This is a genomic window from Halomonas sp. LMYGS-3 (assembly GCF_059509875.1).
Genome location: NZ_JCAKFQ010000004.1, coordinates 53366 through 77205, shown reverse-complemented (window position 1 = coordinate 77205; position 23840 = coordinate 53366). Strand labels below are relative to the sequence as shown.

The window sequence follows — 23840 nt, the reverse complement described above, 5'->3', positions numbered from 1 at the left end:
CTTCCCTGTACCAGCATAGCGACTCTCATACGGACCCTCGCCCGGTCGCGGTGTTCCCGGTACCCGGAATGGCGAGGGCTACATCAGGATCGCCAGCAGGATCGGCAGGTAGAGCAGCGACAGCAGGGTCGAGCAGAACACCAGGCTGGCCGTGTAGGCGGGTTCCCGCCCGGCACGCTGGGCGAAGAGGTAGTTGAAGACCGCCACCGGCATGCTCATCTGCAGGATCAGGATGCTCTGGGCCAGGGGCGGCAGGGCGAGCAGGTGGCCGATGCCCCAGGCCACCAGTGCCGCCACCGGGATGCGCAGCAGACTGAAGCCGATACCCGAGCGGAGACTCCTGACCTGGATGCTGGCCAGCGAGACGCCGAGGGTGATCAGCATCAAGGGCACGGTGAAGCCCGAGATCAGATCGACGCTGTTGTGCAGCCACAACGGCAGCTCGGTGTCGGTGAGCAGCAACGCCAGCGAGATCAGGATGGCGTAGACGGTGGGGGTCTTGACCAGCGTCCTGAGCGGATTGCCGCGGCTGGCGAGCATGCTGCCGACGGTGAACTGGAACAGCGAGACGGTCACCATCACGGTGATGCCGAAGGCGAAGCCCGCGTTGCCGAAGGCGTAGAGCACCACCGGTAGCCCCATGTTGCCGGTGTTGGGGTACATGGTGGGCGCCAGCAGCACCCGCCAGTCGCGCCGCAGCAATCGGGCGAGCACGAAGGTCAGGCCCGCCATGCCGATCAGCACCAGGGCCGTGGCCAGCATGGTGCGGCCGAAGCTGCCGGCATCGATCTCGGCACCGGCGAGCGAGGCGAGGACCAGCGCCGGGGTGCCGATGTTGAAGACCAGTCGGGTGACGAACTCCACCGGGTAGGGGTGGCCGAGGCGGATCCAGGTGAAACCCAGGCCGGCGCCCGCCAGTACGGGCGCCATGACGGCGAAGAGTTCGGCAAGCATGGCACGTCCTTGGCAGGCGGTGGAAAGCCCATCATTGTCGTGCATCGTCGTGACGATGCAAATGCCGCCGCTCGGGAGATACTCGAGCGGGACGGCTGGGACTGAGTAACCCATTCGCGAGTTGGTGGGGGCCGGGCGTTCTCCGCTATGCTGGGCCTCCTTTGCCTGTCAGCCGGAAACCTTCATGCCCTCCACCGCTTCCGCCAACAGCTTCCAGGCGCTGGTGCGCCTGCTGCGCTACGCCCGCGGCTACCGGCGTCGCATCGTCGCGGCGACGACCTGTTCGATCATCAACAAGCTCTTCGACATCGCCCCCGAGATCCTCATCGGGGTGGCCATCGACGTGGTGGTCAACCAGGAGCGCAGCTTCGTCGCCCGGCTTGGCTTCGAGTCGGCGCAAGAGCAGATTCTCATTCTGGCGGTTCTGACCTTCTTCATCTGGGCCGGCGAATCGCTCTTCGAATACCTCTACAAGATCCTGTGGCGCAACCTGGCCCAGCGGCTGCAGGCCGACATGCGCCTGGACACCTACGAGCACGCCCAACGGCTCGACATGGCCTTCTTCGAGTCGCGTAGCTCGGGCCAGCTCGTCGCCACCATGAACGACGACGTCAACCAGCTCGAGCGCTTCCTCGACGGCGGCGCCAACTCGCTGATCCAGGTGGGGGTCACCGTGGTGGCGGTGGGCGCGGTGTTCTTCGTCATCTCGCCGCTGATCGCGCTGCTCGCCTTCACGCCGATCCCGCTGATCATCTGGGGCGCCTTCTTCTTCCAGCGCAAGGCGGGGCCGCTCTACGCCGACGTGCGCGAGAAGGTCGGCGACCTCGCCAGCCGGCTCTCCAACAACCTGGCCGGCATCGCCACCATCAAGAGCTTCACCAGCGAGACGCGCGAGGCCGAGCGGCTGCGCGCCACCAGCGAGGCCTACGTGGAGGCCAACCGCCGGGCGATCCGCGTCAGCTCGGCCTTTATCCCGGTGATCCGCATGGCGATCCTCGCCGGCTTCCTCGCCACCTTCACCGTGGGCGGCATGCTGGCGCTACGCGGCGACCTCAACGTCGGCGCCTACGGCGTGCTGGTGTTCCTCACCCAGCGCCTGCTCTGGCCGCTCACCGGCCTCGCCGAGGTGATCGACCTGTTCGAACGCGCCATGGCCAGCACCCGGCGCATCCTCGACCTGCTGGCGGTGCCGATCACCGTGCGCGACAACCACGGCCGGCCGCTGGCGGGGCCGGTGCGCGGCGAGGTGAGCTTCGAGGCGGTAAGCTTCCGCTATGCGGCAAGCGAGGTGGGGGTCGAGGAGGTCAGCCTGCGGGTACCCGCGGGCCATACCCTGGCGCTGGTGGGCGCCACCGGCTCCGGCAAGTCGACGCTGATCAAGCTGCTGCTGCGCTTCTACGACCCGAGCGCGGGGCGGGTCTGCATCGACGGCCAGCCGATCGATGGGGTGAGCCTGGCCTCGCTGCGCGGGGCCATCGGCCTGGTCAGCCAGGACGTCTACCTGTTCGAGGGCTCGATCCGCGACAATATCGCCTATGGCAAGCCGGATGCATCGGAGGCGGAAGTGATCGAGGCGGCCAGGACCGCCGAGGCGTGGGCGTTTATCCAGGTGTTGCCCCAGGGGCTCGACACCCCGGTGGGCGAGCGCGGCGTGCGCCTCTCCGGCGGCCAGCGCCAGCGGCTGTCGCTGGCCCGCGCGCTGCTCAAGGACCCGCCCATCCTGGTGCTCGACGAGGCCACCAGCGCCGTGGACAACGAGACCGAGGCGGCGATCCAGCGCTCGCTGGCCAAGATCGGCCACGGCCGCACCGTGATCATGATCGCCCACCGCCTCTCGACCATCGTCCACGCCGACGAGATCGTGGTGATCGACGGCGGGCGGGTGGTGGAGCAGGGCACTCACGCCGACCTGCTCGCCCGGCATGGCCGCTACGCCGCCCAGTGGCGGGTACAGACCGGTGCGCTGGAGGTGGGGGAGGCGGCCCTTTGAGGCCCTCAGGGGCGAGCCTCGGCGCCTTTTCCGGCTAACGTGCCGCCATCATCGAGATATTCGTGGTAAGGCCGCAGGCTCGAGGAAGCTACTGCCGAATCAGCATGGCATCCAGGCTGACCGGCACCTCGTCGCCGATCCGTTCGTAGCCGAGCAGCAGCAGTACCGAGCGCAGGGTAGGGTCGGCCATCAACTCCTGGCCGTCCAGCACCACCCGTTCGGCGTTGGTCACCCGGATCCGATCGGCAGACTCCCGGGTGAAGCGTACCGCCAGCGGTTCCGTGCGCGTGGCATGGCCCGACTGCACCGAGAGCGTCAGCGTTTCCACCAGCGACTCGCCGACGGCCAGTTGCTCGAGCCGCTCGGGTGGAAAGCGGGTGGTCAGGGTGGCCATGGGGCGTTCGGTGAGACCCGAGAGCCAGGGCGGCAGCGGCCCCAGCTTCTCGATCACGTCGCTCTGGTTCAGCCGCAGCGGCAGCTCCAGGGCGCCGCTGGCATCGGCGCTGCCGGCCAGCCGGCGCACCTCGTGATGGCGGGGGATCGGTCCGTCGGGGCCGATCTGTACCACCGTCGCCGCCACCCGCGACTGCGCCGGGTCCAGCTCCCACGCCGCCACGGCCGGCAGCGCCAGCAGCAATACCGCACCGAGCCCCATGCCGAGGCCAAGAAGTCGTTTCGTCACCGGGAAATCTCCACAGGGGGCCATGTCCTGGCATGAAGACACGCGAACGGGCCGGAAGTGCCCGACGGGGGCGAGAAGGGCGGGCCACGGGGCCCAGCCTCTGGCCTCGCGCATCGGCATTCGCTATCATACGGCAGCGCTGTTCGGCGCTTTCCGGAAGGGCCTATAGCTCAGTTGGTTAGAGCAGAGGACTCATAATCCTTTGGTCGCTGGTTCGAGTCCAGCTGGGCCCACCATCAATCAGTACATTACGCTTGCTTTCTGCCTTCCTCGCCCGGTTCTTGGGGCGAACTTGGCCACTTCATCCGTCGTCAGTGTGCCGGCCAGTCACCGGGCAGGTGGCTCGTGGGCCTTGTACCGGCGTGGTGTTGTTAAGGTGGCGGTTGCGCGCCACACTCTTGGTTTAATAATTATCCTTTTTGTTTAGCATAGCTATGCTTTTGGTTCCTAGTTTAAACTATCTCTTTTGTTTGAAAAGATTCTATTTTGTATAGCATGAGCGAACTGAAAGGTGGAAAGCTAAACCAGTTGGAGCGCCTGTTGCCGGAAGGGCTGCTGGTCGATGCGGCGTGGCTGGAGGCGCATGGCTATTCGCGGGCACTGCGGAGCCAGTATGTCTCCAGCGGCTGGTTGGAGAGTCCCGTACGTGGGGTGTACTGGCGGCCGCGCGGCGTACTGCGCTGGGAACAGGTCATCATCTCCTTGCAGGTATTGCTGGGCTACCCCGTCTCGGTGGGTGGGCGGACCGCCCTGGAGATGCAGGGCTACTCTCACTATCTCTATCGGGCGCAGCAGGCTGTCCACCTCTATACCGACCGCAAGCTGCCCTCCTGGCTCGCGAAGCTGCCGGCCATGCCGGAAATTACCATTCACAACCGGTCCCGCTTCCTGCCGGCGCTGCCCGGCTACAGCGATAAGCTCTCTCTGGACCCGGCCGGGGCGTCGCCCCGGCTGCCGGGTGCGCTGGCTATCGATGAGTGGGGGCCGTGGGGTTGGCCGCTGGTGCGCTCTGCCCCAGAACGGGCGATTCTCGAGCTGATGGACGAGCTTCCGAACAACACCTCGTTCGACATGGTGGACAAGTTCATGGAAGGGCTCGTGACGCTGCGTCCGCGCAAGCTGCAGGCCTTGCTCGAGGAGGCGCAGAGCGTCAAGGTGAAGCGGCTGTTCTTCTTTTTCGCCGATCGGTACCGGCATCAGTGGCTGGATATGATCGAGCGCGGCAACATCGATCTGGGCAAGGGAAAGCGGATGATCGCCCGGGGCGGCAGGCTGGACAAGACATATCAAATCACCGTCCCGGAGGACATGGATGCCCTTTGATCCGACATTCAGGCAGCAGGTGCAGCTTCTCGTTTCGGTGCTCCCCCTGGTCGCCAAAGAAAGCTGCTTTGCCCTGAAGGGCGGGACGGCGATCAATCTCTTTGTCCGTGATCTGCCGCGCCTCTCCGTGGATATCGACCTGACGTATCTGCCGGTGGCGGATCGCGCGGAATCACTGGAAGCGATCGACAGCGCCCTGAAGCGGATCGGTGATCGCATCACCGGCGCCTTTCCGGACATGACCGTGCAGGGCTCGGCCCCCGGCGGCAAGGGGGCGATCAACAAGCTCGTGGTTCGCACCAAGCATCGTCTGCAGATCAAGGTCGAAGTGACGCCGGTCTTGCGGGGTTGCGTCTACGAGCCGGTCGCGATGCCCGTATCGGAGACGACCGAGGATGAGTTCGGGTTTGCGAGGATACAGGTCCTGTCATTTGCCGATCTGTATGCCGGCAAGATCCTGGCGGCGCTGGACCGGCAGCATCCCCGCGACCTGTTCGACGTCCATCTGCTCCTGGAGGAAGATGGCTTCAGCGATGAGTTGCGAACGGCCCTCATCGTCTATCTGATCAGCCATGATCATTCGCCCCATTCCCTGTTAGCGCCGCCGGCCAAGGATATCCGCTCTATCTTCGAGACCGACTTTGCCGGCATGACGGAGCGGCCCGTATCGCTTGGAACGCTGCTGGAGGCCAGGGACCGTCTGGTCAGCACGGTCCTGTCCGGCATGCCGGAAGAGCACAAGGCGTTTCTGATCTCTTTCTATGAAGGGAACCCGGCCTGGGAGGCGCTGGGCATAGCAGGCCTCGACCGGCTGCCGGCGGTGCGGTGGCGTGAGCTCAATCTGGACAGGGCGGGTCCCGGCACGCGGGAGGCGATTATCAAGGCGCTGGAGCAAGTCTTGTCACGATGACGCCGCCAGGCCGACCACCAGCCCCCGGCGGCCAGGTGCCGAACTGATGCTGCGCTAGGCTGAGGAGGGAGTCCCCCTCGGCCTTGGCGGCTTCGCCGCTTCCCGCTCGCTGTGTATGATGGGCCGCATTCCTACTATCAGCACCAAGAACGCGGGGAAGCATCGTGAACACGGAGAGTCACTCTCAATTAGCGGCCTTCATCTGGTCCGTGGCGGACTTGCTGCGCGGCGATTTCCCCCAGTGTCAGGATGAGTGTCGTGCGAAGGTGGTGAGGCGACGTGCCTGGCCGTCTCACAGTGGGGCGTGCGGGGTAGCGTCAACGCATTGATGGTGAGTGACAGCGTGAGATTCGTGAACCGCTACACCCGCATGATCGGGCCGGGGTAGCGCGCCACTGTCGCGTCGGCGGTCAGCAGCAGCATGCCCTCGCTCTCGGCCTGGGCGACGAGCAGGCGGTCGAACGGATCGCGGTGGATGGGGGGCAAGTGGTGGACGGCGAGAGCGTGACCGCTGGTGATGGGCAGTTCCGTGTAGCCGTTATCGACCAGGCCGCGGCGCAGCAGGTAAGGGTCTACTCGGAAGTCGGGACGCCCCAGGCTGGCCTTGATGGTCACCTCCCAGAGGCTGGCGGCGCTGAACCAGGGCTCGTTGTTCTCATCCAGCAGCTTCTCTCGGGCCGCAGCCGAGAGGCGGTCCGGCTGCGAGGCGGCCCAGAGCAGCAGGTGCGTATCCAGCAGCAGCATCATGGCGATTCGCCGCCTTCGAACATCTCGGTAATCGCATCGCTGCCCATGGTGTCGAAATCGTCGGGGATCTCGAACACGCCCTCCAGGAATCCGAGGCGGCGCGTCTTGCCAGCCGGCGGGGCGTCGATGGGGGTGAGCTTGGCGATGGGCCGGCCCGCCTTGGCGATCACCACGGTCTCGCCCTTCGCCGCACGCGCCAGAAGCCGGGACAGATGCGTCTTGGCTTCGTGGATATTGACGATGTCCATGGTAAGCGTCTCGATCAAGTAGACTAGACTAGACTAGCCTAGTCTACTTGAATGCCATCGCCTTCGCCAGCTGGGCTCGCCCAACGGCCGGGCTACCCGCACGAACCCCGCCTACGCTGTCGCCAGCCCTGCCAGGATCACCACCACCCCATAGGCCGCCACCCCCGCGGCCACCGGCCAGCCCAGCGAGCGCAGCCGGTACCAGACGGCCAGGGTCGCGGCCACGCCGATCGCCGTGGCGAGCCAGGAGATGGCGTCGGTGGTCGTCGGGACCAGCGAGACGCCGAGCACCGCGGCGATCATCAAGGGGCCGAGGATGCCGAGCCACTGGGGCATGGCCTCGAGGCCGTCTTCACTGGCGGACTTCTGGAGACGGCGCTGCATCCACAGCAGCGGCAGCAGGCGCATCAGCAGGGTGCCCACGGCCGTGGCCAGCACGGCCAACCAAAGTGCGCTACTCATTGCCTTTTCCTCGCGTTGTGGCGTCGAACTTCACCAGGTAGAAGCACAGGGCCCCGCAGGCGGCGGCGAGGGGGATCGCGGCGTTGGTCAGCCCGTTCACGGTGAGCAGCGCCGCGATGGCGATGGCACTGCCCAGCGCCAGGGACCAGCGCCGGGAGGTGAAGCGCGGTGCCACCAGCACCAGAAACAAGGCCGGCAGGGCGAAGGGCATGACCTCGCCGAGCAGCGGCCAGCGTGTGGTCAGCTCGTCGCCGGCCACGGCGCCCAGCGCGGTGCCGCCGATCCAGCTGGCCCAGGCCAGCAGCGCGGCGCCGGTGAACCAGCCGAGGCGTTGTTTCTCCGGCAACTGCGGCAGGCGGCTGTGGGCCAGGGCGAAGACCTGATCGGTCAGGCCGTGCATCAGCCAGGGCCACCAGCGGCTGGTGGTCAGCCAGGGCGCCAGGTTGGGGGCGTAGACCACATGGCGTGCGTTGATCAGCAGCGTCATGACGACCACCAGCCACAGCGGCGCACCGGCGGCGACCATGCCGACGAACAGGAACTGCGAGGCCCCGGCGTAGACGAGCGTCGAGATGATCACCGCCTCCCAGGTGCTGAAGTCGGCCTGGGTGGCGATCAGCCCGAAGGAGATGGCGACCGGCACATAGCCGCCCAGCAGCGGAATGGCCTCGCGCAGGCCCACGAACCAGGGGCGGGAGAGGGCATGCGTGGCTTGCAGGCTCATGGGGTATCTCCTTGGCCGGTGTAGACGATGGTGAGGAGCAGCGTGGCCCAGGCGTCCAGGGTGCGATAGAGGTGCGGGCGGTCGGCGGCGAAGGTGAGGGTATCGCCGGCCGAGAGCATGGTGGTGGCGCCTTCCGGGCCGGCCTCCAGCCGCCCGCTGATGAGGGTGAGCGACTCGCGAGCCCCCGGCGTATGCGCCTCGGCATGGCGCGTGGTATGGGGCGCGCAGCGCATCCAGTAGGCGTCGACCTGGGGCGTGTCCTTTCCCTGGTCGAGCAGGCGCACCTCCACCCCCTCCTCGCCCAGCGGCACGCGGATCGGCGCCACCAGGGTGCCGAAGGGCACGTTGAGTTGCACCGCCAGTCGCCAGATGGTGTCCAGGGTGGGGTTGCCGTTGCCCTGCTCGAGACGCGACAGGTTCGACTTGGCGATGCCGGCGGCGGCGGCCAGCTGCGACAGCGACCACCCCTGGGCGAGCCGCAGGGTCTGCAGGTGCTGGCCGAGGGTGCCGAGCGAGAGCTTGTCCATGGGAAGCCTTTTTGTCGTTCCTTTTAACGAACGTTCTATTAAAGGAACATCCGGCTGTCAATCGTTTCCCGTCGGCTTTGCCCTGAGCGCGCGCCCGGTGCGAAAACGCCCCTCTCGCCGGGCGGCGGGAGGGGCGCTGGTAAGGCGGGGAGCGTCAGGCCTGGGGCCAAACGCGCCGGCCCCCTGGCTGCGGGGGCGGCGGCGTCACGTCACGCCTGCCGGTTCTCCTCGGCTTGGCAGGCGGCGGCGGTGAACAGCACGTCGGTGGAGGAGTTCAGTGCCGTTTCGGCGGAGTCCTGCACCACGCTGATCACGAAGCCGATCGCCACCACCTGCATGGCCACGTCGGTGGAGATGCCGAACAGGTTGCTGGCCATGGGGATCAGCAGCAGCGAACCACCGGCCACCCCGGAGACGCCGCAGGCGGCTAGAGCGGAGACGATGCACAGCAGCAGGGCGGTGGGGAAGTCGACGGCGATGCCCAGGGTATGGGCGGCGGCGAGGGTGATCACGCTGATGGTGATGGCGGCCCCACTCATGTTGATGGTCGCGCCCAGCGGGATGGAGATCGCGTAGGTGTCGGCGTGGAGTTTCAGGCGCTTGCACAGCTCCAGGTTGACCGGGATGTTGGCCGCCGAGCTGCGCGTGAAGAAGGCGGTGATGGCGCTGCCGCGCAGGCAGGTGAGTACCAGCGGGTAGGGGTTGCGGCGGGTCTGCCAGTAGACGATCAGCGGGTTGGTGACGAGTGCCACGAACAGCATGCAGCCGACGATCACCATCAGCAGGTGGCCATAGTCGAGCAGCGCCCCCATGCCGGATTCCGCCAGGGTGGCGGCGACCAGCCCGAAGATGCCCAGCGGGGCGAAGCGGATCACGATCCGGACGATGTTCGATATGGCGTCGGAGAGATCGGTCAGCATCGTCCGGGTGCTCTCCTCGGCCTGGCGCAGCATGATGCCGAGGCCAATGGCCCACACCAGGATCGCGATGAAGTTGCCCTCCATCAGGGCACTGACCGGATTGGCGACGGCGTTCAGCAGCAGGTTCCTGAGGATCTCGATGATGCCGCCCGGCGGGTTGCCGCTGACCTCGGGCACGTCCAGGGCCAGGGTGGTGGGAAACACGAAGCTCGCGACGACGGCCACCAGGGCGGCGGTCAGGGTGCCGATCACATAGAGGGCCAGGACCGAGCGGATATGGGTGGGTTGGCCCTGTCGGTGGCTGGCGATGGCCGCCGCGACGAGGACGAACACCAGGATCGGGGCGACCGCCTTCAGGGCGGAGATGAACAGTTGGCCGAGTAGCGATACCGACTGGGCCGCCTCCGGCGAGACGGAGGCGAGCAGGATGCCGCAGACGATGCCGATGGCGATCTGGGGGATCAGCCCCAGGCGTAGCAGCGGGCGGCTGAGATTCTGGACGGTGGCGATCATGAAGCGTCTCTCGAGAGTTGTAATGAGCGGGCAGGCGCCACGCTGCCGGGAGCTCGGGCGGTCGAGCCGCCAGCACGGGTAAGCGCATGGGCGAGCCGACCGAGCCGCTCCAGGCGGGTGGCCCAGAGCAGGGGCGCCTGCAAGACGCGCGGGATTCTAGCAGTATTCCCGAGATCGGTGGGTAGTATCTCTGCAGGTTAGACGAAAGATAGAGATTCTTTCTGCCATGATCGCATTGTTGGGTGTGATCGATGGGGAAGCGCTCGGCCTCCCCGTCAGTCAGTCGCTGAGGTGTTGTGCGATCACCCCTGGCCGTCGAGGCTGACCGTGAGGCGTGCCTCCACGGCATCGAGGAAGCCCTGCATGTCCACGACCTGCTCCGTGTCCGGGGTGGTGGTCTTGCCCCTGAGGTCGCCGGTGATGATGCCGTCGGCGACGGTGTCGATCAGCGCGGCCTTGAGACGCTGCGAGTAGTCGATCAGGGGGGCGTTGCGCTCGCGCTCGCCGAGGGTCTCGAGGGCGTTGGCCACGGCGTAGACGAGTGCCGAGGAGTTGAAGTGCGCCTCCTTGCCATCGCTCTCGAGGTACGTCAGGTAGAGGTCATGGGCGGTGCCGTGGGGGGCTTCGAAGAGCATGGTGCCGCTTTGGCTCTCGATGATCGAACTGGCGGTGGCCAGGCTGCCGCCGAGCGCCGCGGAGATGTCCGAGAAGATGTCGCCGTCGAGGTTCTGCGCCGGGTAGAGGGCATTGCGCGGCGGGTCGGTGATCATCTTGATGAGCTGGCTGGAGGGCCGCATGATCATGAAAGAGGGCGGCGGGGTGTCGGCCCGGGCCAGTTCGAGGCGTACCTCGGTGATGACCGTGCTGAAGACCTCGTCGTACTCCATGTACTCGCGCTTGAGGCCGAAGTAGACCTCCTTCTCCTTGCGCGAGGCATCGCGGAACACCTGGCCGACCCAGTCCTTGATCGCCTGGCGGTCGTTGGACATCAGCAGGATGGGATCGCCCTTCTTGACGCGCCGGGCGTGCTTCTCGTCGCCATCGACGACGACCTTGAGGATGCCGTCCTCTGCGGCGGGCATGTTGTAGCTGCCGTACTGGTCGCCACCGCCGGCGCTCATCCGTGACAGCGAGACATGGGCCTTGCGGCTGGGGATGCCGTGCCGCTTGAGCTGGTTGACGAGCTTGTAGAGCTTGCGGCCGGTGGTGTTGTCCGGCACGCCCCACAGCGCGCGTTCCGGCGGGTTGGCGACGAGGCGCGCGGCCTGGGCATCGATCAGTTCGTAGTGGTACTCGAGCCCCAGAGCCTCGAACTGCCGGCGGTAGTCGGCTTCGAAGATGCGCTCGATGGCGGCCCGCATCACCCCGTCGTAGCCGGCGATCACGGTATCCTTCAGGCCCAGGTAGGCGTCGCGCTGCTCGTCGAGGGCGCGCTGGAAGAAGTGGTGGGCCCAGGCCTTGACGTCATCCAGGTCGTTGGTGGCGAGCAGCCAGGGGTCACCCTTGTTTACCTCGCGGCGGTGCAGCTCCACCGGGTCGCCACTGGCGCCGACGAACATCAGCTTGATCACCCCGGTGGCGGTGGAGAGCGCGTTGAAACTGTCCTTGATGCCGCCCCGCTCCATGGTGACGACCTCTATGTTGCGTCCGACCCAGTCGGGCGTCTTGACCTGGAGGTTGCGGAACTGGATGTCCTCCCGGGTGATATTGCCGCCGATGCCCTTGCGGATGGCGCCGTTGGGCGACTTGGTGGCGAGCGGATGCAGGCGGGTGCCGTCGAGCTCCGGGTGCTTGGCGAGCAGCTCCCCCAACTGCGCGCGGTTGACTGTCATGCCGGCATTCTTCACGCCTACCCCGTGCCGCTTGAGGGCCTCGATGGCGTCGATCACCGCCTGCCCGTTGGTGAGCAGCCGGTGCTCCGCGGAGAGGTCGATCTCGACGAGCCCGATATCCAGGGGTGAGCTCACGAACTTCTCGAGGATCTTCTCGAAGGCCACCTGGGCCATCTCGTCGCCGTGCAGGATGACCAGTGGTGCGGTCACCTTGATCCTGTTGCTCATCGCATGCCTCTTCTTCACGAGGTGGTATCGGGGCTGCCGCTCATTCCGTTCAGAGTAAGTCCTCGATGTCCCCCCCGGCAAACGATCCCCCACACGTCCGGCCGGGTGCTGAGGCGGCGACCGCTTACACCACTACCAGAAACGCGGATAGCGGCGATGCCGCGCCAGGTTGTTCACCAGGATGGCGACCACCAGCATGACCGTGCAGCCGATGCCGATCGGCATCAGCGGGTACCACCAGCCCAGGGCGGTGATCTGGGGGCCGCCGATCACCGCGACCAGGGCTGCGGCGGCGCCCGGCGGGTGCACGGTGTGGGTGAGCTGCATGAACAGGACGGAAAGCGACACCGCGAGCGATACGGCCAGCGCTGTGGCGCCGAACAGCTGAAAGCAGGCCACGCCGGTCAGGGCCGAGATCACGCTGCCCACCAGCACGTTGCGCGGCTGGGCGAAGGGGCTCTCGGGGGCGGCATAGATCAGCACCGACGTGGCGCCGAAGGAGGCCACGATCAGCAGGTGCTGTGACAGCCAGTGGGTGCTGAGCCAGCAGATGGCGCCCATGCCGGCGAAGGCACCGAGCCATGACCAGAGGGCATCCTGCCAGTCGGCGCTGCCTGGCCGTGCGCGTTCGCCGCGCATCTTGTCCAGATATGTCTTCATTGTCAGGGGATTGCACAAAATGAGTGCACGAGTCTCGCAGACTGCACCATGAATGTGAAGACAGGATTCTGCATGTCGTCATGAAGGAAATTTGATCCACACGGCTTGAGGGCCGCGTTATCCGCGGGTCAAGCGCCGTTCCATGAACTGGGTCAATGCAGATCTTTTCCAGCCGTGCGGGTTGCGCGTGGCGGTCAGGCTGGCGGTGTGCGCGCTCTCACGAACTCTCCACACGGACTCTTCATACGAACTCTGGGTCGTCCGTCCTGACCGTCACGCCGACCTCGTCGCCCGGCACCGTGACCGAGAACTCGCCGCCGCCCAGGTAGGTCACGTCATGGCCCTCGCGGGTTCGGAAGGAGGGCAGCCCGCGATGGGTGGCGCCGGTGTGTTGCAGGTCGCTGATGTCGCGAACGCTGACGAAGACGTCGATGATGTATTCGCGGCCCTGGTCGTCGAAGGCCATGATGGTCCTTTCATGCTGAGGCACTGGGTTCACCCTCTGTTGGGGATGCCTGATTCACCCTTAGCAGCAGGGAGCCGGTTTGGCGAGCCCCGGATTCCATGGGGTGGCCTCACCCCGCCGGGTTGAGCAGCCCCATCACGCTGACCAGGATCAGCACCACGCCCAGCACCCGGAAGTAGAGGCTCGTCTTGCCGGCCAGCATGTAGCGGTGTGCGCGTTCGCCGAGCAGGTGCCCGACCAGGGCGCAGGGCAGAAGCCAGAGATGGTGGATGAGCTGCAGGTCGACGCCGGCGATCACGAACGACACCATCTTGATCACCACCAGGATGAACCAGAGCACGAACAGGGTGTCGCGCAGCTGATGCGCGGCCACATGCGAGGCGAATACCGCAACGATCAGCGGGGCGCCGATCAACGAGGTGCCGCTGACATAGCCGCCCATCGCCAGCATGGCGTAGTCCACGTAGCGGTGGTTGCTGCGAAACGGCCTGTCCAGCACATAGCCGACTGCATAGACCAGCACGATCAAGAAGATGATGCTGGTCATGATGTTGCCGGGCAGCGTCAGCAGCCCCACGACCCCTACCAGCTTGGGGACGATCATGATCTTCATCGCCTTGCGCAGGTAGGCCCAGTCGATGTTGCTGGAGGCTGGTCGGCCATTCTCGCTCTCGCGTACCAGTTGCCGATGGCCGCGCCAGGCGATCCAGCTCGAGAAGATCATCAGGTGCACGGCGATGATCGGCAGGAACACCAGCGGCTCGTTCAGCACCAGCAGCAGGAACGGCAGGGACAGGACCGCCCCGCCGAAGCCCAGGCTGGTCCTGACGAAGCCGCTCCAGACGAAGACCAGGCCGATGATGGCGAGCTGGTACCACTCCAGGCCCGCCATCAGCGCACGTCTCCCGTGTGGCGCTGGCTAAGGTGTAGCGAGGGGTGTTGCTGCGATGTGCTGTCCATGTGCGTTCCTTGCGCCTGTCTGGGGCCTCTCCGTGGTGGTGGTTCAGGGGCCGGGGGCATCCGATGGGTGCGGTAGCCGTCGTGCCAGGGCGAAGACGTGGGGGTCGTCCACGCCGAGTTCGTGAAGGGCGCTCGCCAGGTTCAGCAGGTAGTCGCGATTCGGTCCGCTCGGGCCGTGGGCCATGGCGATCTGCTCGGCGATGGCGTCGAGCGGGGCGTCGCCGAGGAAGGCGGCGTTGTCCTCGGTGGCGAGATAGACCAGCCCCTCGGCGCTCTCCCCCTCGCCCTTGCCGTCATCGAAATGGAGCCGGATGACCTCGCGCAGGTAGCCGTTCTTCTCGCGGACATCCAAGGGCGCGAGGACCTCGGGGGTGATGCGGTAGGCCATGCCGTGGCAGACGGCGCCCGGCTCGCGGACCAGGGTGACGACCCGTCCCGGTGCCTCGGGGGTCCCGCGGTGGTCGTGGGAGCCCTGCCAGAAGCGCCGCACCCAGCCGTGGATATGCGCCGGGCGCCGCTCCAGGAAGGGGAAGTCCGCCTTCCAGATCAGCGAGCCGTAGCCGAACAGCCAGACTTCGTCGTGGCCGTCGAAATGGGTCATGTGCCGGTTGAGCAGGGTGGTGTCGAGGGTCATGGATAGCATCGGCAGGTGTTGGCGTTACCCGCCATGATGCGATGGACGACGGTGAATGTCGAAACTCGCCAGACTGTGGCGGGTCAACGTGATGCTTGTCGAGGCATCCTCGACCTTTACCCGATCAAGACGCCAAGGAGAGCAGGATGAACGCCAGCAGGATCCTCGAGCAACTGATGCAGCAGGCCGGCGGCAAGCAGGCGGCCGGCGGGGTGGACGTGAAGGGCATGCTGGAGGGGCTTTCGCGCCAGTTCGGCGGCGGCCAGCAGGGAGGGCAGGCGAGTGGCGGTATCGACATGAAGAGTCTGCTCGGCGGTGGCGCCCTGGGGCTGCTGGTAGGCTCGAAGCGCGGCCGCAAGCTGGGCGGCAAGGCGCTCAAGTACGGCGCCATCGCCGGGGTGGGCATGTTGGCCTGGAAGGCCTGGCAGAACTCCCGCGGCGATGCGCCGGCGGAGGGCGAGCTGGTCGAGCAACTGGGTGGCCAGGCGCGTGAGCAGCGCAGCCTCGAGCTGCTGCAGGCGGTGATCCTGGCGGCGCGGGCGCGTCTCGCCCATCGGCTCGCGTAGCAGAGAAGCCCACGTCGAAGCTACGGGCATCGAGCTGGCGGACCTCGCGCGGCCGTCCCTGGTCGTCGAAATCGACCAGGCCGATGTCGCTGTACCGGACCTTGACCCATGAGCCTCCAGCCTGTCGGTGCTGGCAGGAAGTGGCCAGTTGAACGGCTGCCCCCGTCCAGTTTTCACTCTGTAATGCGATCGGGCTCATTGGCACTGTGGCGGGCGATGGAATGATTGCCGAGCATGTCCGATTTGTTTTATATATAACACTGACCAAACGAAGCATAGCCTATGTTCAGCACACAGGATCAAACGACGAGGTGTCGTGTATGAATAATGTTAAAATATTATGCCTCGTCACGCCAGATATCGTCAGTAGTGTAAGGCGAGTGGCAAGCTCTTTTGATAATGTTGTCGTGGAGATCAAGATATATCAAGCTCCGGGGGACGTAGTCGGGCTTGTTGCTTCGGGTGACTTCGATGTCATTTTGTTTGGAGGGCCGCTGGCATATAATATAATAAAAGAGAATGTCAGGAGGAGATGGCTCAACCTGGAGGTGCCAGTTCTTTATATTGACTATACGGAGGTGTCAATTTATAAGGCGCTTTTTAATAGCATTGACTTGGCCTCTATTGCGAAGGGGCTTCGGTTCAGTATCGACCACCCAGCAGAAGCAGATATAAAGGAATGCCTGGAGGAACTGGAAATTCGGTCGGAGCAAATATTTTCCTGGGAGTGTAGTTATACAGACACGCTCGATGATATTGCAAGGTTTCATTATGGTTTGTGGAAAAGAGGGCAAGTCGACTTTTCAATGACAAGTGTTTATCTTATTTATGAAAAGTTGAAGGGTATGGGGGCTCCAGTAGTAAGAATCGCACCTGCAAAGTCATCGATTAGAAGTGGTATGCAGCGAGCCATACTGATGTGCCAGGCCAAGGCTGCAAGCAAGGAAGAGATGGCCGTTTTGAAGGCGAGGGTTGTTGACTTTCCTTCAGGGGGAGAAAGAGAGGGAAGGAACACCGTTGAAGAGGATATGAAGCAACTAGTCCGGGAGTTTTCAGAAAAGGTCAAGGGGGAGGTGCGCTGGGAGAAGAATCAGAGTGGAGTCGAAATAATCTGTAGAAAGCAGGATGTTGACAGGGCGACCAATATTCTTGATGAGTTTGATGTCGGCTACAGGATTTATAATAAATGTGGGGTTGGGTCGTTTTGGGGCGTGGGGTATGGCGCCTCAGTCAGTCAGGCGGCCTGCCAAGCGAATGTGGCACTCAAGGCATCCATCAGGCATGGAAAGTATTCCTGTCATATCGCCGATGCCGAAGGGCATTTGCTTGGCCCCGTTGGCCAGTGGGAGAAAAATACTTTTGCATATAGGACGGATAATGATTATATTCTGGAGTTGTCCAGGAAGACAGGCTTGGGTGTGGGGAGTATCCACAAGATTATCTCGCTTTCTCCCCGGGGAAATGAGCTTAAAGTTACAGCAAATGATGTCGCCAAGAGGTTCAATATAAGCTCGCGCAGTGCGCGGCGGATAATAGCGTCATTGGAGAAAGCCGGCTATGCGACTGTGATCGGGGAAGAGCAGCTCATGGGGAAAGGTAGGCCGCGACGATTATATTTATTAAGAATGTAAATAAAAAGACGGCAGACAATCGGCGGTGATTGGCCATTCTGGCAACCATAGGGCCGCCAGAATAGCCAGTGCGAGGTTCAAGGTTGCCGCTGGTTTTCCAATTCGATCGATTCGGAAAACTGCAACAATCTGGTGTCGTCCAACCGCTTTCCTATGACTTGCATTCCGACAGGTAAGCCAGAGGGGCAAAAGCCTACAGGCAGGGAGATGGCTGGATTTCCGGTCAAGTTGAAAGGGTAGGTAAGGAACCAGCCAATCAGTGAGTTTATCTCGACCCCGTTGATTTTCCTGGGTGATTCTTTGTCGATATCAAAAGCAGGTACTGAGGTGGTTGGGCATACGAGAAAGTCATAATTGGAAAATAGACTGGAGACAATGTCCCAAACCCTTTCTCGGATCTTGATGGCTCGACCATATTCAATGGGGGTGATCTTGTTTCCTTCACTGATTAGCTGCTGTACGGTAGGTTCAAGTAGATGGAGTTCGTCTTTCTTGAGTCCGCCATATGTGCTTGAAAGTTTGAAGCGCCATAGTGTCATGAAGCACTCTTCGACATCCAGTCCCAAGCCAAGATCAACTTCTTCAACTTGACAGCCAAGATTAGAGAGTCTGGAAATGGTCGCGTCAAGACAATTCGCCACATCGGTTGATACTTGAAAGTAGTCCAGCTTTCTGCTGTAGGCGATTTTTAATCTATTGAGTGGAGGGAGCGGCGTGGCGGGCCGGCTGCTGTTCATTGGAATTGAAAAGGGATCCCGATGATCCTCTCCTGCCATAGTGCGGTAGAAAATGGAACTGTCGTGCACACTTCGAGAGATCGGACCATTGTGAAAGAAGGGTGTTGTGCTCGAAAAGGGGCCGGCGACATCTGGAATTCTACCGAAACTTGGTTTAAATCCTACAACGCCACACAGAGCGGCCGGAATCCTGATCGACCCAGCCCCATCACTACCCTCGGCAATCGGTACCATATGAGCTGCAACAGCCGCGGCGGATCCACCGCTGGACCCTCCTGCCACCTTGGTCAGGTTCCAGGGGTTTCTTGTTTTCCCAAATATCAGATTGTCCGTTACACCCTTGTGGCCGAACTCCGGTGTGTTTGTCTTCCCGACAATAATGGCACCTTTTTTACGCAGGCGTTCGACCAATATGGCGTCACGCTCTGGCATGTTAGTCTTGAAGAGTTTAGAGCCAAACGTCGTTGTGGACCCTGAGGTCGGGGTTAGATCCTTCAGGCCGATGGGGATTCCATGTAGTGGGCTACTATAGTGACCCCGGGAGATGGCGGCGTCGGCGAGCCTGGCATCACGTACGGCACTTTCATGAAAGATGTCGCAAAACGCATTGATCTGAGGGTTCAGGTCGTCGATACGCCGCAAAAAGCTATCAGTGACCTCAGTACAAGAAATGTTTTTGTTCTGGATCAGATTGCTGAGTTCAAGAACACTGAGGTCAGTAATGTTGTGTTCCATAGACGGTCTCCGCGAGGGGAGTCCTGAGGCGGACCCCCTTATGGATTAGATCAGATAAACAGTAGCCCGGCACCGATAATAAACCCACTAACGATTAGCACGACCGCGGTATAGCCCATGATGTCTCTAATACCAAGGCCAGCAATGGCAAGTAAGGGTAGGGTCCAGAAAGGCTGCAGCATGTTGGTCCAGGCATCCCCCCATGCGACTCCCATCGCCACGCGGGATAGATCGGCATTCAGATGAGAAGCTGCCTCTACCATAATGGGACCTTGAACAGCCCATTGGCCACCACCGGATGGTACAAACATGTTCACAATGCCCGCACTGATGAAGCCCCAGAACGGTAGCGTGTTTTCATTTGCGATGGCAACGAACATTGAGGCAATGTCGGCGGCCAGGCCGGTGTGTATCATGACACCCATGATGCCGGCATAGAAGGGGAACTGCATGATTATCCCATAAGCTGATTTTGCTCCACCGGTAAAATAGGTGATGTATTCTTTAGTGCTGTGAGTGAAGAGCAGGCCAAGTGCAAAGAAGGTCATGATGACGATATTGAGATTGACCGCTCCGCCGGTAATGAAATATTGAGCCAGCCAGATGATGCCAACAATACCCAAGAGGAGCGGTACGTACCTGGAGGCTTCAATTCTTTCGGCCGGCGTCAGGTTTTTTTTGTCAATGTAAGGAGACGGGGGATGTGTTTCGAAATCGATTTCACTTTCGGGAATGCTTCTTCTCTCTTCATTCGCACGTGGCCGCATCATGACCATTGTCAATGGAATGATGATAGCCAAGGCAAACAGTATGATCAGAGTGTTAAATGAAAATATCGTTTGTGAAACGGGAATGACACCCATCGTAGATTCGAGGAAATGTCCTTCGGTCGCAATCAGGGTGGGTATTGCACCTCCATACCCCGCATGCCACACGATAAAGCCAGCGTAAGAGGCAGCCACTACTAGCGGGTAGTGAATCTTTCCTCGATGTACAACACCCATCTCTCGTGCCACGATGGCTCCTGCAATCAGGCCAAACCCCCATGAAAACCAGCTGCAAACCATCATGACTAAGGTGGTTAGGGCAATTACCTGCACCTCATTTTTAGGGATCTTGGCAAAAGCGACCAGCATCTTGTTGATGATGGGGGTGTGCGCCAATGCAAATCCCGTGACCAGCATCAAGGTTGCCTGTGCTGTGAACGTCAATATATCGAAGAATCCTTCTCCCCAGAAGTCCAAGACTTGGCTGGGCTGGTATCCCTTCGTTAGTCCAAGCAGTAAAACAATGAAGGTCAGGAAGAAGACAAATATAAAAGCGTCAGGCAAGTACCTTTCGGCCACTTTGGTAAAGATATTGGCTATTGCTCTCATTGTACTACCTCATTGGTTTGAGCAGTTATCTTGTGTGGAGTGATTTTGTGTTGTTGGCTCCTGAGTTTTCCTCCCTCGGATTTATCTCAATGATGTGACAATAAGGGACGCACCTGTTGCCACCAAGATAAAGATGTTTACTGTCCTGAATGTTCTTTGGCTGATCATGGTGAATGCCTTGCGCCCGGCGAATATCCCGGCAAACGCGACTGGGGTCAGTGCCGTCGCGATTGCCCATGTACTCCAGTTGCTGCCAATGGTTGAGATATTTACAATAAGTCCTAAAAAATAAACGAAAAGAAAGTATGTCAGTGTTGTGCTTCTCAAGACATGTTTGTTCAGGTTTGTGCTGGAAAAGTAGAGAAGCAGCGGTGGTCCTGGCATGCCCAAGCTGCTGGTCAGGGCACCGGAAGACATGCCGGAAACAATGTCTCTCGAGTTCTTTTGTCTGACCTTCAGTTTCAAAAGTATTGCCATGGTTAGTGATAGAATGACAATTCCGGCGTATATTTTCAGCATTTCCTCGCTGAGAGCGTAAATTAGAAGTGCGCCGATGGGTATGCCAGCGACTGCGCCTTTCAGCAGGTTTTTCAGCAAGCTTTTGTCAATTGATTTTTTCAGCTCAGGGTATAGTGTCAGAGATATTATGATTGATATTATTATATTTATCTGTATGGCCTGTTGAGGTGCGAAAATAAGGAACAGGAGTGGTGTGGCTAATACGGAAAATCCAAACCCCGTTGCTGCTTGCAATGTGGATGCAAAGAAAATTATCAGACAGGCCACTACGATTTCTATCATTGTGGTTCCATTGAAAAGTGGTTTCGGCGAACAATAAATTCTTCCTGTTGGCTTAACAATGTCCCTATGTGGTCCGTAAATGGAGGGGTTGCTGGGAATCTGGCATTTTTTATCTGGATGGGTGAAGAGTCTTCTTGTTTCAGCTTGTCATGTTCTTGATTTGCTATCGACTATCCATCGTTGAGAATTCGTCGAGATATCGATGGTGCTTTATCAAGGAATGGTTCTGAGGTTGTATAGGTCTGAAAGTGTCTGATGAATATGTTTACTGTGTGCGGTGACGGTTTTCATCAGACATATTCCTGAACCTACTGGGAGACACGGAGTGTGGCCGTAACCTGGGTGTCGGGTCCCGTATGATTGACTGCCCGCATTTCAAGTAGGCGGCCACGGCCGAAATGGGCAAGCTGGGTTGGCAGCGTTTTCGCGACGGTGCAGGAGGCTATGCCTGCTTGAAGCACGCGGCTGAGCGCATGCGAGCGCTCACCACCCCGGCCCGGCAAGCACATCGGGAAGCGTGGAGGTGTCGTGTGTCATGGGCCATCCGGTGCCGAAACGTCGCCGCCCTGGCGGACGATGCTGGTCGGGATCAGATCAAGTGACTAGGCTGGCTACGGTTCGTTCCCCTAATCGCTGATGGATGGAGTCCTTGCCCATGACCGTGATGATTCTCGGCCTGTTGATCTTCCTGGGAGTGCACTCGGTGCGCATCGTTGCCGACGATTGGCGCACCGCGCAGATCCAGCGCCTGGGGGAGATGCCCTGGAAGGGCGCCTATTCGGTGATCGCGATCGTCGGCCTGGCGCTGGCGATCTGGGGCTACGGCCGGATGCGCCTCGACCCGACCTGGGTGTGGTTTCCCCCGGTCGGGCTGCGCCACGCCGTCGCCCTGCTGATGATCCCGGCCTTCATCCTGCTGGTGGCCACCTATGTGCCGGACAATCACATCAAGGCGAAGCTCGGCCACCCGATGATCCTGGCGGTGAAGCTGTGGGCCTTCGCCCACCTGCTGGCCAACGGCCGGCTGGGCGATATCGTCTTCTTCGGCGCCTTCCTGCTGTGGGCAGTGGTCGACTTCCGTGCCGCCCGTCGTCGTCCGCGTCCAGCCATTGCGGCACCGACCATGAGGGGTACTGTCATCACGGTGGTGATCGGCCTGGTGGTTTACTATCTCTTCGCCTTCCACCTGCACGTGTGGATCACCGGCGTGCCGGTGATGTAAGGCCGGGCATCGAAGCGTGACGGGCCGGGGCCTGTCTCCTGGCCGCACTCACCCGCGCCCGGCACGAGCCTCAAGGCTCCAGGTCGAGCAGCGCCTTGCCGCTCTCCATCGCGAAGGGCACGGAGAAGTGCTCGTGCACCACCTTCCACTGGCCCTCGATGCGCCGGTAGCCGCTGGTCATGCGCAGCCAGCCCACCTCGGTCTCGCCCTTGTCGTTGGTGTTGCCGCAGCGGTGCAGGGCGTGGCAGAAGGCGACCTCGCCATCGGCGTGGATCGCGACCTCGTGGAGCTCGAAGACCATCGGCCCCGGGCACATCTCCATGCACGCCAACCAGTGATCACGGTAGGCCGCCACGCCCTTGAACTGCAGCTTCGTCACCGCGTCGAAGGCGACGATATCCGGCGCATAGTGGGCGACGATGGCGTCGATGTCCTGGGCGTGTACCGCGGCCACCCAGCTCTCCAGCTGTTCCAGCACCGCGGCCTCGGCGGACAGGCCGATATGGGTCGTCATGGGTCACCTCCTCGGGTTGTTTCGTCTGGGGTCTGTCGTCAGTCTGGCACCTTCCTGTCGTTCGGGCGGTGATGAAATCGACCCCCGGCTGCGCGGTGGCGGCAAGCCGCCTACCTCGAGGGGGAGCGTCGTACGATCGGTCACCGCATGCCGGTTGTCCGGGCTATCTTGACCTGCGTCAAGGTGCCGTCTGCCGTCCTTGATGGATAGTGTAGTGGTGGCCATCGGATTCACCTTCGCCAACGACCAGCCGACCACAGGGGAGCCACGACCATGCCTGCCATGATGAAAGCCGCGATCTTCGTCGAACCGGGGCGCATCGAGATCGATGACAAGCCGATCCCCGAGATCGGCCCCGACGAGGCCCTGATCCGGGTGACCACCACCACTATCTGCGGCACCGATGTGCATATCCTCAAGGGCGAGTACCCGGTGGAGAGGGGGCTCACCATCGGCCATGAGCCGGTGGGGGTGATCGAGAAACTAGGGGGCAATGTGCGGGGCTATGCCGAGGGGCAGCGGGTGATCGCCGGGGCGATCTGCCCGAGCTTCACCTCCTACGCCTGCCAGGACGGCTGCAGCGCCCAGGATGGCGGCCACCATGCCCACGGCTACAAGCCCATGGGCGGCTGGCGCTTAGGCAACACCATCGACGGTGCCCAGGCGGAATACCTGCGGGTGCCCGACGCCCAGGCCAACCTCTCGCCGGTGCCGGATGGCCTCACCGACGAGCAGGTCTTGATGTGTCCCGACATCATGTCCACCGGCTTCGCCGGGGCCGAGTCCGCCGGCATCCGGATCGGTGACACGGTGGCGGTGTTCGCCCAGGGACCGATCGGACTGTGCGCCACCGCCGGGGCGCGGCTGCGCGGCGCGGGGCGGATCATCGCCGTCGACGGCGTCGACGAGCGCCTCGCGATGGCCAGGCAGCTGGGCGCCGATATCACTCTCGACTTCCGCAAGGTCGACGTGGTGTCGGAGATCCTCAGGCTCACCGGTGGCCGCGGCGTGGATGCCTCCATCGAGGCGCTGGGGCTCCAGTCCACCTTCGAGGCGGCGCTGCGGGTGCTCAAGCCCGGCGGCACCCTGTCGAGCCTCGGCGTCTATTCCGGCGACCTGACCATCCCGCTGGATGCCTTCTGTGCCGGGCTGGGCGACCACAGGATCGTCACCTCGCTCTGCCCGGGTGGCAAGGAGCGCATGCGCCGGCTGATGCAGGTGATCGAGACGGGCCGCCTCGACCTGGGGCCCTTGGTCACCCATCGTTACCCGCTCGAGCGAATCGTCGACGCCTACGAGCTCTTCTCGCACCAGCGCGACGGCGTGCTGAAGGTGGCCATCTCGGCAAGCTGAGCAACGTTGAAACGGCGACTGGGGCTTTCGCCACGGGGTGCTACTCTAGATTTCAACGGCATTGAACGGCCATTCAATGTTCATCCCGCCGTCATGAAATCGCGAGATAAGGGTCGGGTGGCATC

General features: G+C 62.2%; 23 protein-coding genes, 1 tRNA gene and 1 pseudogene. 8 read left to right on the top strand and 17 right to left on the bottom strand.

Annotated features, from left to right (window positions below; genetic code table 11):
• Window positions 1-78: 78 nt before the first annotated feature.
• A complete protein-coding gene (locus AC5W54_RS05170) occupies window positions 79-954 on the bottom strand; it encodes an AEC family transporter (RefSeq protein WP_495961006.1) in 876 nt (291 codons plus the stop codon).
• Window positions 955-1138: 184 nt separating this feature from the next.
• Here AC5W54_RS05170 and AC5W54_RS05165 point away from each other — a divergent pair, with 184 nt between their 5' ends.
• Window positions 1139-2944, top strand: a complete 1806-nt coding sequence (locus AC5W54_RS05165; protein ID WP_495961005.1) for an ABC transporter ATP-binding protein — start codon at window positions 1139-1141, stop codon at window positions 2942-2944.
• Between the two features lie 88 nt (window positions 2945-3032).
• Here the strand turns inward: AC5W54_RS05165 and AC5W54_RS05160 are convergent, their stop codons facing one another.
• Complete coding sequence (locus AC5W54_RS05160; RefSeq protein WP_495961004.1) at window positions 3033-3626, bottom strand: hypothetical protein; 594 nt, start codon at window positions 3624-3626, stop codon at window positions 3033-3035.
• A gap of 159 nt (window positions 3627-3785) precedes the next feature.
• On the opposite strand from AC5W54_RS05160, the gene AC5W54_RS05155 reads away from it, so the two are divergent.
• The 3 genes from AC5W54_RS05155 (at window position 3786) to AC5W54_RS05145 (ending at window position 5859) form a co-directional block, all read left to right on the top strand.
• Window positions 3786-3862 (top strand) — tRNA-Ile (locus tag AC5W54_RS05155).
• A 259-nt stretch (window positions 3863-4121) separates the two neighbouring features.
• Window positions 4122-4949: a type IV toxin-antitoxin system AbiEi family antitoxin domain-containing protein gene (locus tag AC5W54_RS05150; RefSeq protein WP_495961003.1), complete on the top strand. Its 828-nt coding sequence runs from the start codon at window positions 4122-4124 to the stop codon at window positions 4947-4949.
• Window positions 4939-5859, top strand: a complete 921-nt coding sequence (locus AC5W54_RS05145; protein ID WP_495961002.1) for a nucleotidyl transferase AbiEii/AbiGii toxin family protein — start codon at window positions 4939-4941, stop codon at window positions 5857-5859. The genes AC5W54_RS05150 and AC5W54_RS05145 overlap by 11 nt, the downstream gene beginning before the upstream one ends.
• 360 nt (window positions 5860-6219) lie before the next feature.
• On the opposite strand, the gene AC5W54_RS05140 is transcribed toward AC5W54_RS05145, so the two are convergent.
• From AC5W54_RS05140 to AC5W54_RS05090, 11 genes are all read right to left on the bottom strand, one after another.
• Window positions 6220-6606 (bottom strand): type II toxin-antitoxin system VapC family toxin, encoded by a 387-nt coding sequence (locus AC5W54_RS05140; protein ID WP_495961001.1) that lies wholly within the window; start codon window positions 6604-6606, stop codon window positions 6220-6222.
• Window positions 6603-6854: a type II toxin-antitoxin system Phd/YefM family antitoxin gene (locus tag AC5W54_RS05135; protein WP_495961000.1), complete on the bottom strand. Its 252-nt coding sequence runs from the start codon at window positions 6852-6854 to the stop codon at window positions 6603-6605. The genes AC5W54_RS05140 and AC5W54_RS05135 overlap by 4 nt, the downstream gene beginning before the upstream one ends.
• A 111-nt stretch (window positions 6855-6965) precedes the next feature.
• Window positions 6966-7316 (bottom strand): AzlD domain-containing protein, encoded by a 351-nt coding sequence (locus AC5W54_RS05130; protein WP_495960999.1) that lies wholly within the window; start codon window positions 7314-7316, stop codon window positions 6966-6968.
• Complete coding sequence (locus tag AC5W54_RS05125; protein ID WP_495960998.1) at window positions 7309-8040, bottom strand: AzlC family ABC transporter permease; 732 nt, start codon at window positions 8038-8040, stop codon at window positions 7309-7311. Before AC5W54_RS05125 ends, AC5W54_RS05130 begins: the two co-directional genes overlap by 8 nt.
• A complete protein-coding gene (locus AC5W54_RS05120) occupies window positions 8037-8567 on the bottom strand; it encodes a helix-turn-helix domain-containing protein (RefSeq protein ID WP_495960997.1) in 531 nt (176 codons plus the stop codon). Before AC5W54_RS05120 ends, AC5W54_RS05125 begins: the two co-directional genes overlap by 4 nt.
• 209 nt (window positions 8568-8776) lie before the next feature.
• The gene (gene sstT, locus AC5W54_RS05115; protein WP_495960996.1) at window positions 8777-10000 is read right to left on the bottom strand and encodes a serine/threonine transporter SstT; all 1224 of its coding nucleotides are present in this window, start codon (window positions 9998-10000) and stop codon (window positions 8777-8779) included.
• Window positions 10001-10302: 302 nt separating this feature from the next.
• Window positions 10303-12060 carry an isocitrate/isopropylmalate family dehydrogenase gene (locus AC5W54_RS05110; RefSeq protein WP_495960995.1) on the bottom strand — a complete coding sequence of 586 codons (1758 nt, stop codon included), beginning with the start codon at window positions 12058-12060 and terminating at the stop codon, window positions 10303-10305.
• Window positions 12061-12192: 132 nt separating this feature from the next.
• On the bottom strand, window positions 12193-12720 hold the full coding sequence (locus AC5W54_RS05105; protein ID WP_495960994.1) for an HPP family protein: 528 nt from the start codon (window positions 12718-12720) through the stop codon (window positions 12193-12195).
• Window positions 12721-12961: 241 nt separating this feature from the next.
• Complete coding sequence (locus AC5W54_RS05100) at window positions 12962-13186, bottom strand: hypothetical protein (RefSeq protein ID WP_495960993.1); 225 nt, start codon at window positions 13184-13186, stop codon at window positions 12962-12964.
• Window positions 13187-13295: 109 nt separating this feature from the next.
• On the bottom strand, window positions 13296-14078 hold the full coding sequence (locus tag AC5W54_RS05095) for a TSUP family transporter (RefSeq protein ID WP_495960992.1): 783 nt from the start codon (window positions 14076-14078) through the stop codon (window positions 13296-13298).
• A 111-nt stretch (window positions 14079-14189) separates the two neighbouring features.
• Window positions 14190-14780 (bottom strand): gamma-glutamylcyclotransferase, encoded by a 591-nt coding sequence (locus AC5W54_RS05090; RefSeq protein ID WP_495960991.1) that lies wholly within the window; start codon window positions 14778-14780, stop codon window positions 14190-14192.
• A gap of 146 nt (window positions 14781-14926) precedes the next feature.
• On the opposite strand from AC5W54_RS05090, the pseudogene AC5W54_RS05085 reads away from it, so the two are divergent.
• A pseudogene (locus AC5W54_RS05085) lies at window positions 14927-15322 on the top strand (DUF533 domain-containing protein); the annotation flags it as partial.
• Between the two features lie 344 nt (window positions 15323-15666).
• On the top strand, window positions 15667-16977 hold the full coding sequence (locus AC5W54_RS05080) for a hypothetical protein (protein ID WP_495960990.1): 1311 nt from the start codon (window positions 15667-15669) through the stop codon (window positions 16975-16977).
• Between the two features lie 77 nt (window positions 16978-17054).
• Here AC5W54_RS05080 and AC5W54_RS05075 read toward each other — a convergent pair whose 3' ends face one another.
• From AC5W54_RS05075 to AC5W54_RS05065, 3 genes are all read right to left on the bottom strand, one after another.
• Window positions 17055-18449 carry an amidase gene (locus AC5W54_RS05075; protein ID WP_495960989.1) on the bottom strand — a complete coding sequence of 465 codons (1395 nt, stop codon included), beginning with the start codon at window positions 18447-18449 and terminating at the stop codon, window positions 17055-17057.
• A gap of 50 nt (window positions 18450-18499) precedes the next feature.
• Window positions 18500-19825, bottom strand: coding sequence for a short-chain fatty acid transporter (locus tag AC5W54_RS05070; protein ID WP_495960988.1), 1326 nt, complete (start codon window positions 19823-19825; stop codon window positions 18500-18502).
• Between the two features lie 81 nt (window positions 19826-19906).
• Complete coding sequence (locus tag AC5W54_RS05065) at window positions 19907-20626, bottom strand: sulfite exporter TauE/SafE family protein (RefSeq protein WP_495960987.1); 720 nt, start codon at window positions 20624-20626, stop codon at window positions 19907-19909.
• A 655-nt stretch (window positions 20627-21281) separates the two neighbouring features.
• On the opposite strand from AC5W54_RS05065, the gene AC5W54_RS05060 reads away from it, so the two are divergent.
• Complete coding sequence (locus AC5W54_RS05060; protein WP_495960986.1) at window positions 21282-21848, top strand: NnrU family protein; 567 nt, start codon at window positions 21282-21284, stop codon at window positions 21846-21848.
• A 70-nt stretch (window positions 21849-21918) separates the two neighbouring features.
• On the opposite strand, the gene AC5W54_RS05055 is transcribed toward AC5W54_RS05060, so the two are convergent.
• On the bottom strand, window positions 21919-22362 hold the full coding sequence (locus tag AC5W54_RS05055) for a YybH family protein (RefSeq protein WP_495960985.1): 444 nt from the start codon (window positions 22360-22362) through the stop codon (window positions 21919-21921).
• 273 nt (window positions 22363-22635) lie between these two features.
• Between AC5W54_RS05055 and AC5W54_RS05050 the strand changes: the two genes are divergently transcribed.
• Window positions 22636-23715, top strand: coding sequence for an NAD(P)-dependent alcohol dehydrogenase (locus AC5W54_RS05050; RefSeq protein ID WP_495960984.1), 1080 nt, complete (start codon window positions 22636-22638; stop codon window positions 23713-23715).
• Window positions 23716-23840 lie beyond the last annotated feature (125 nt).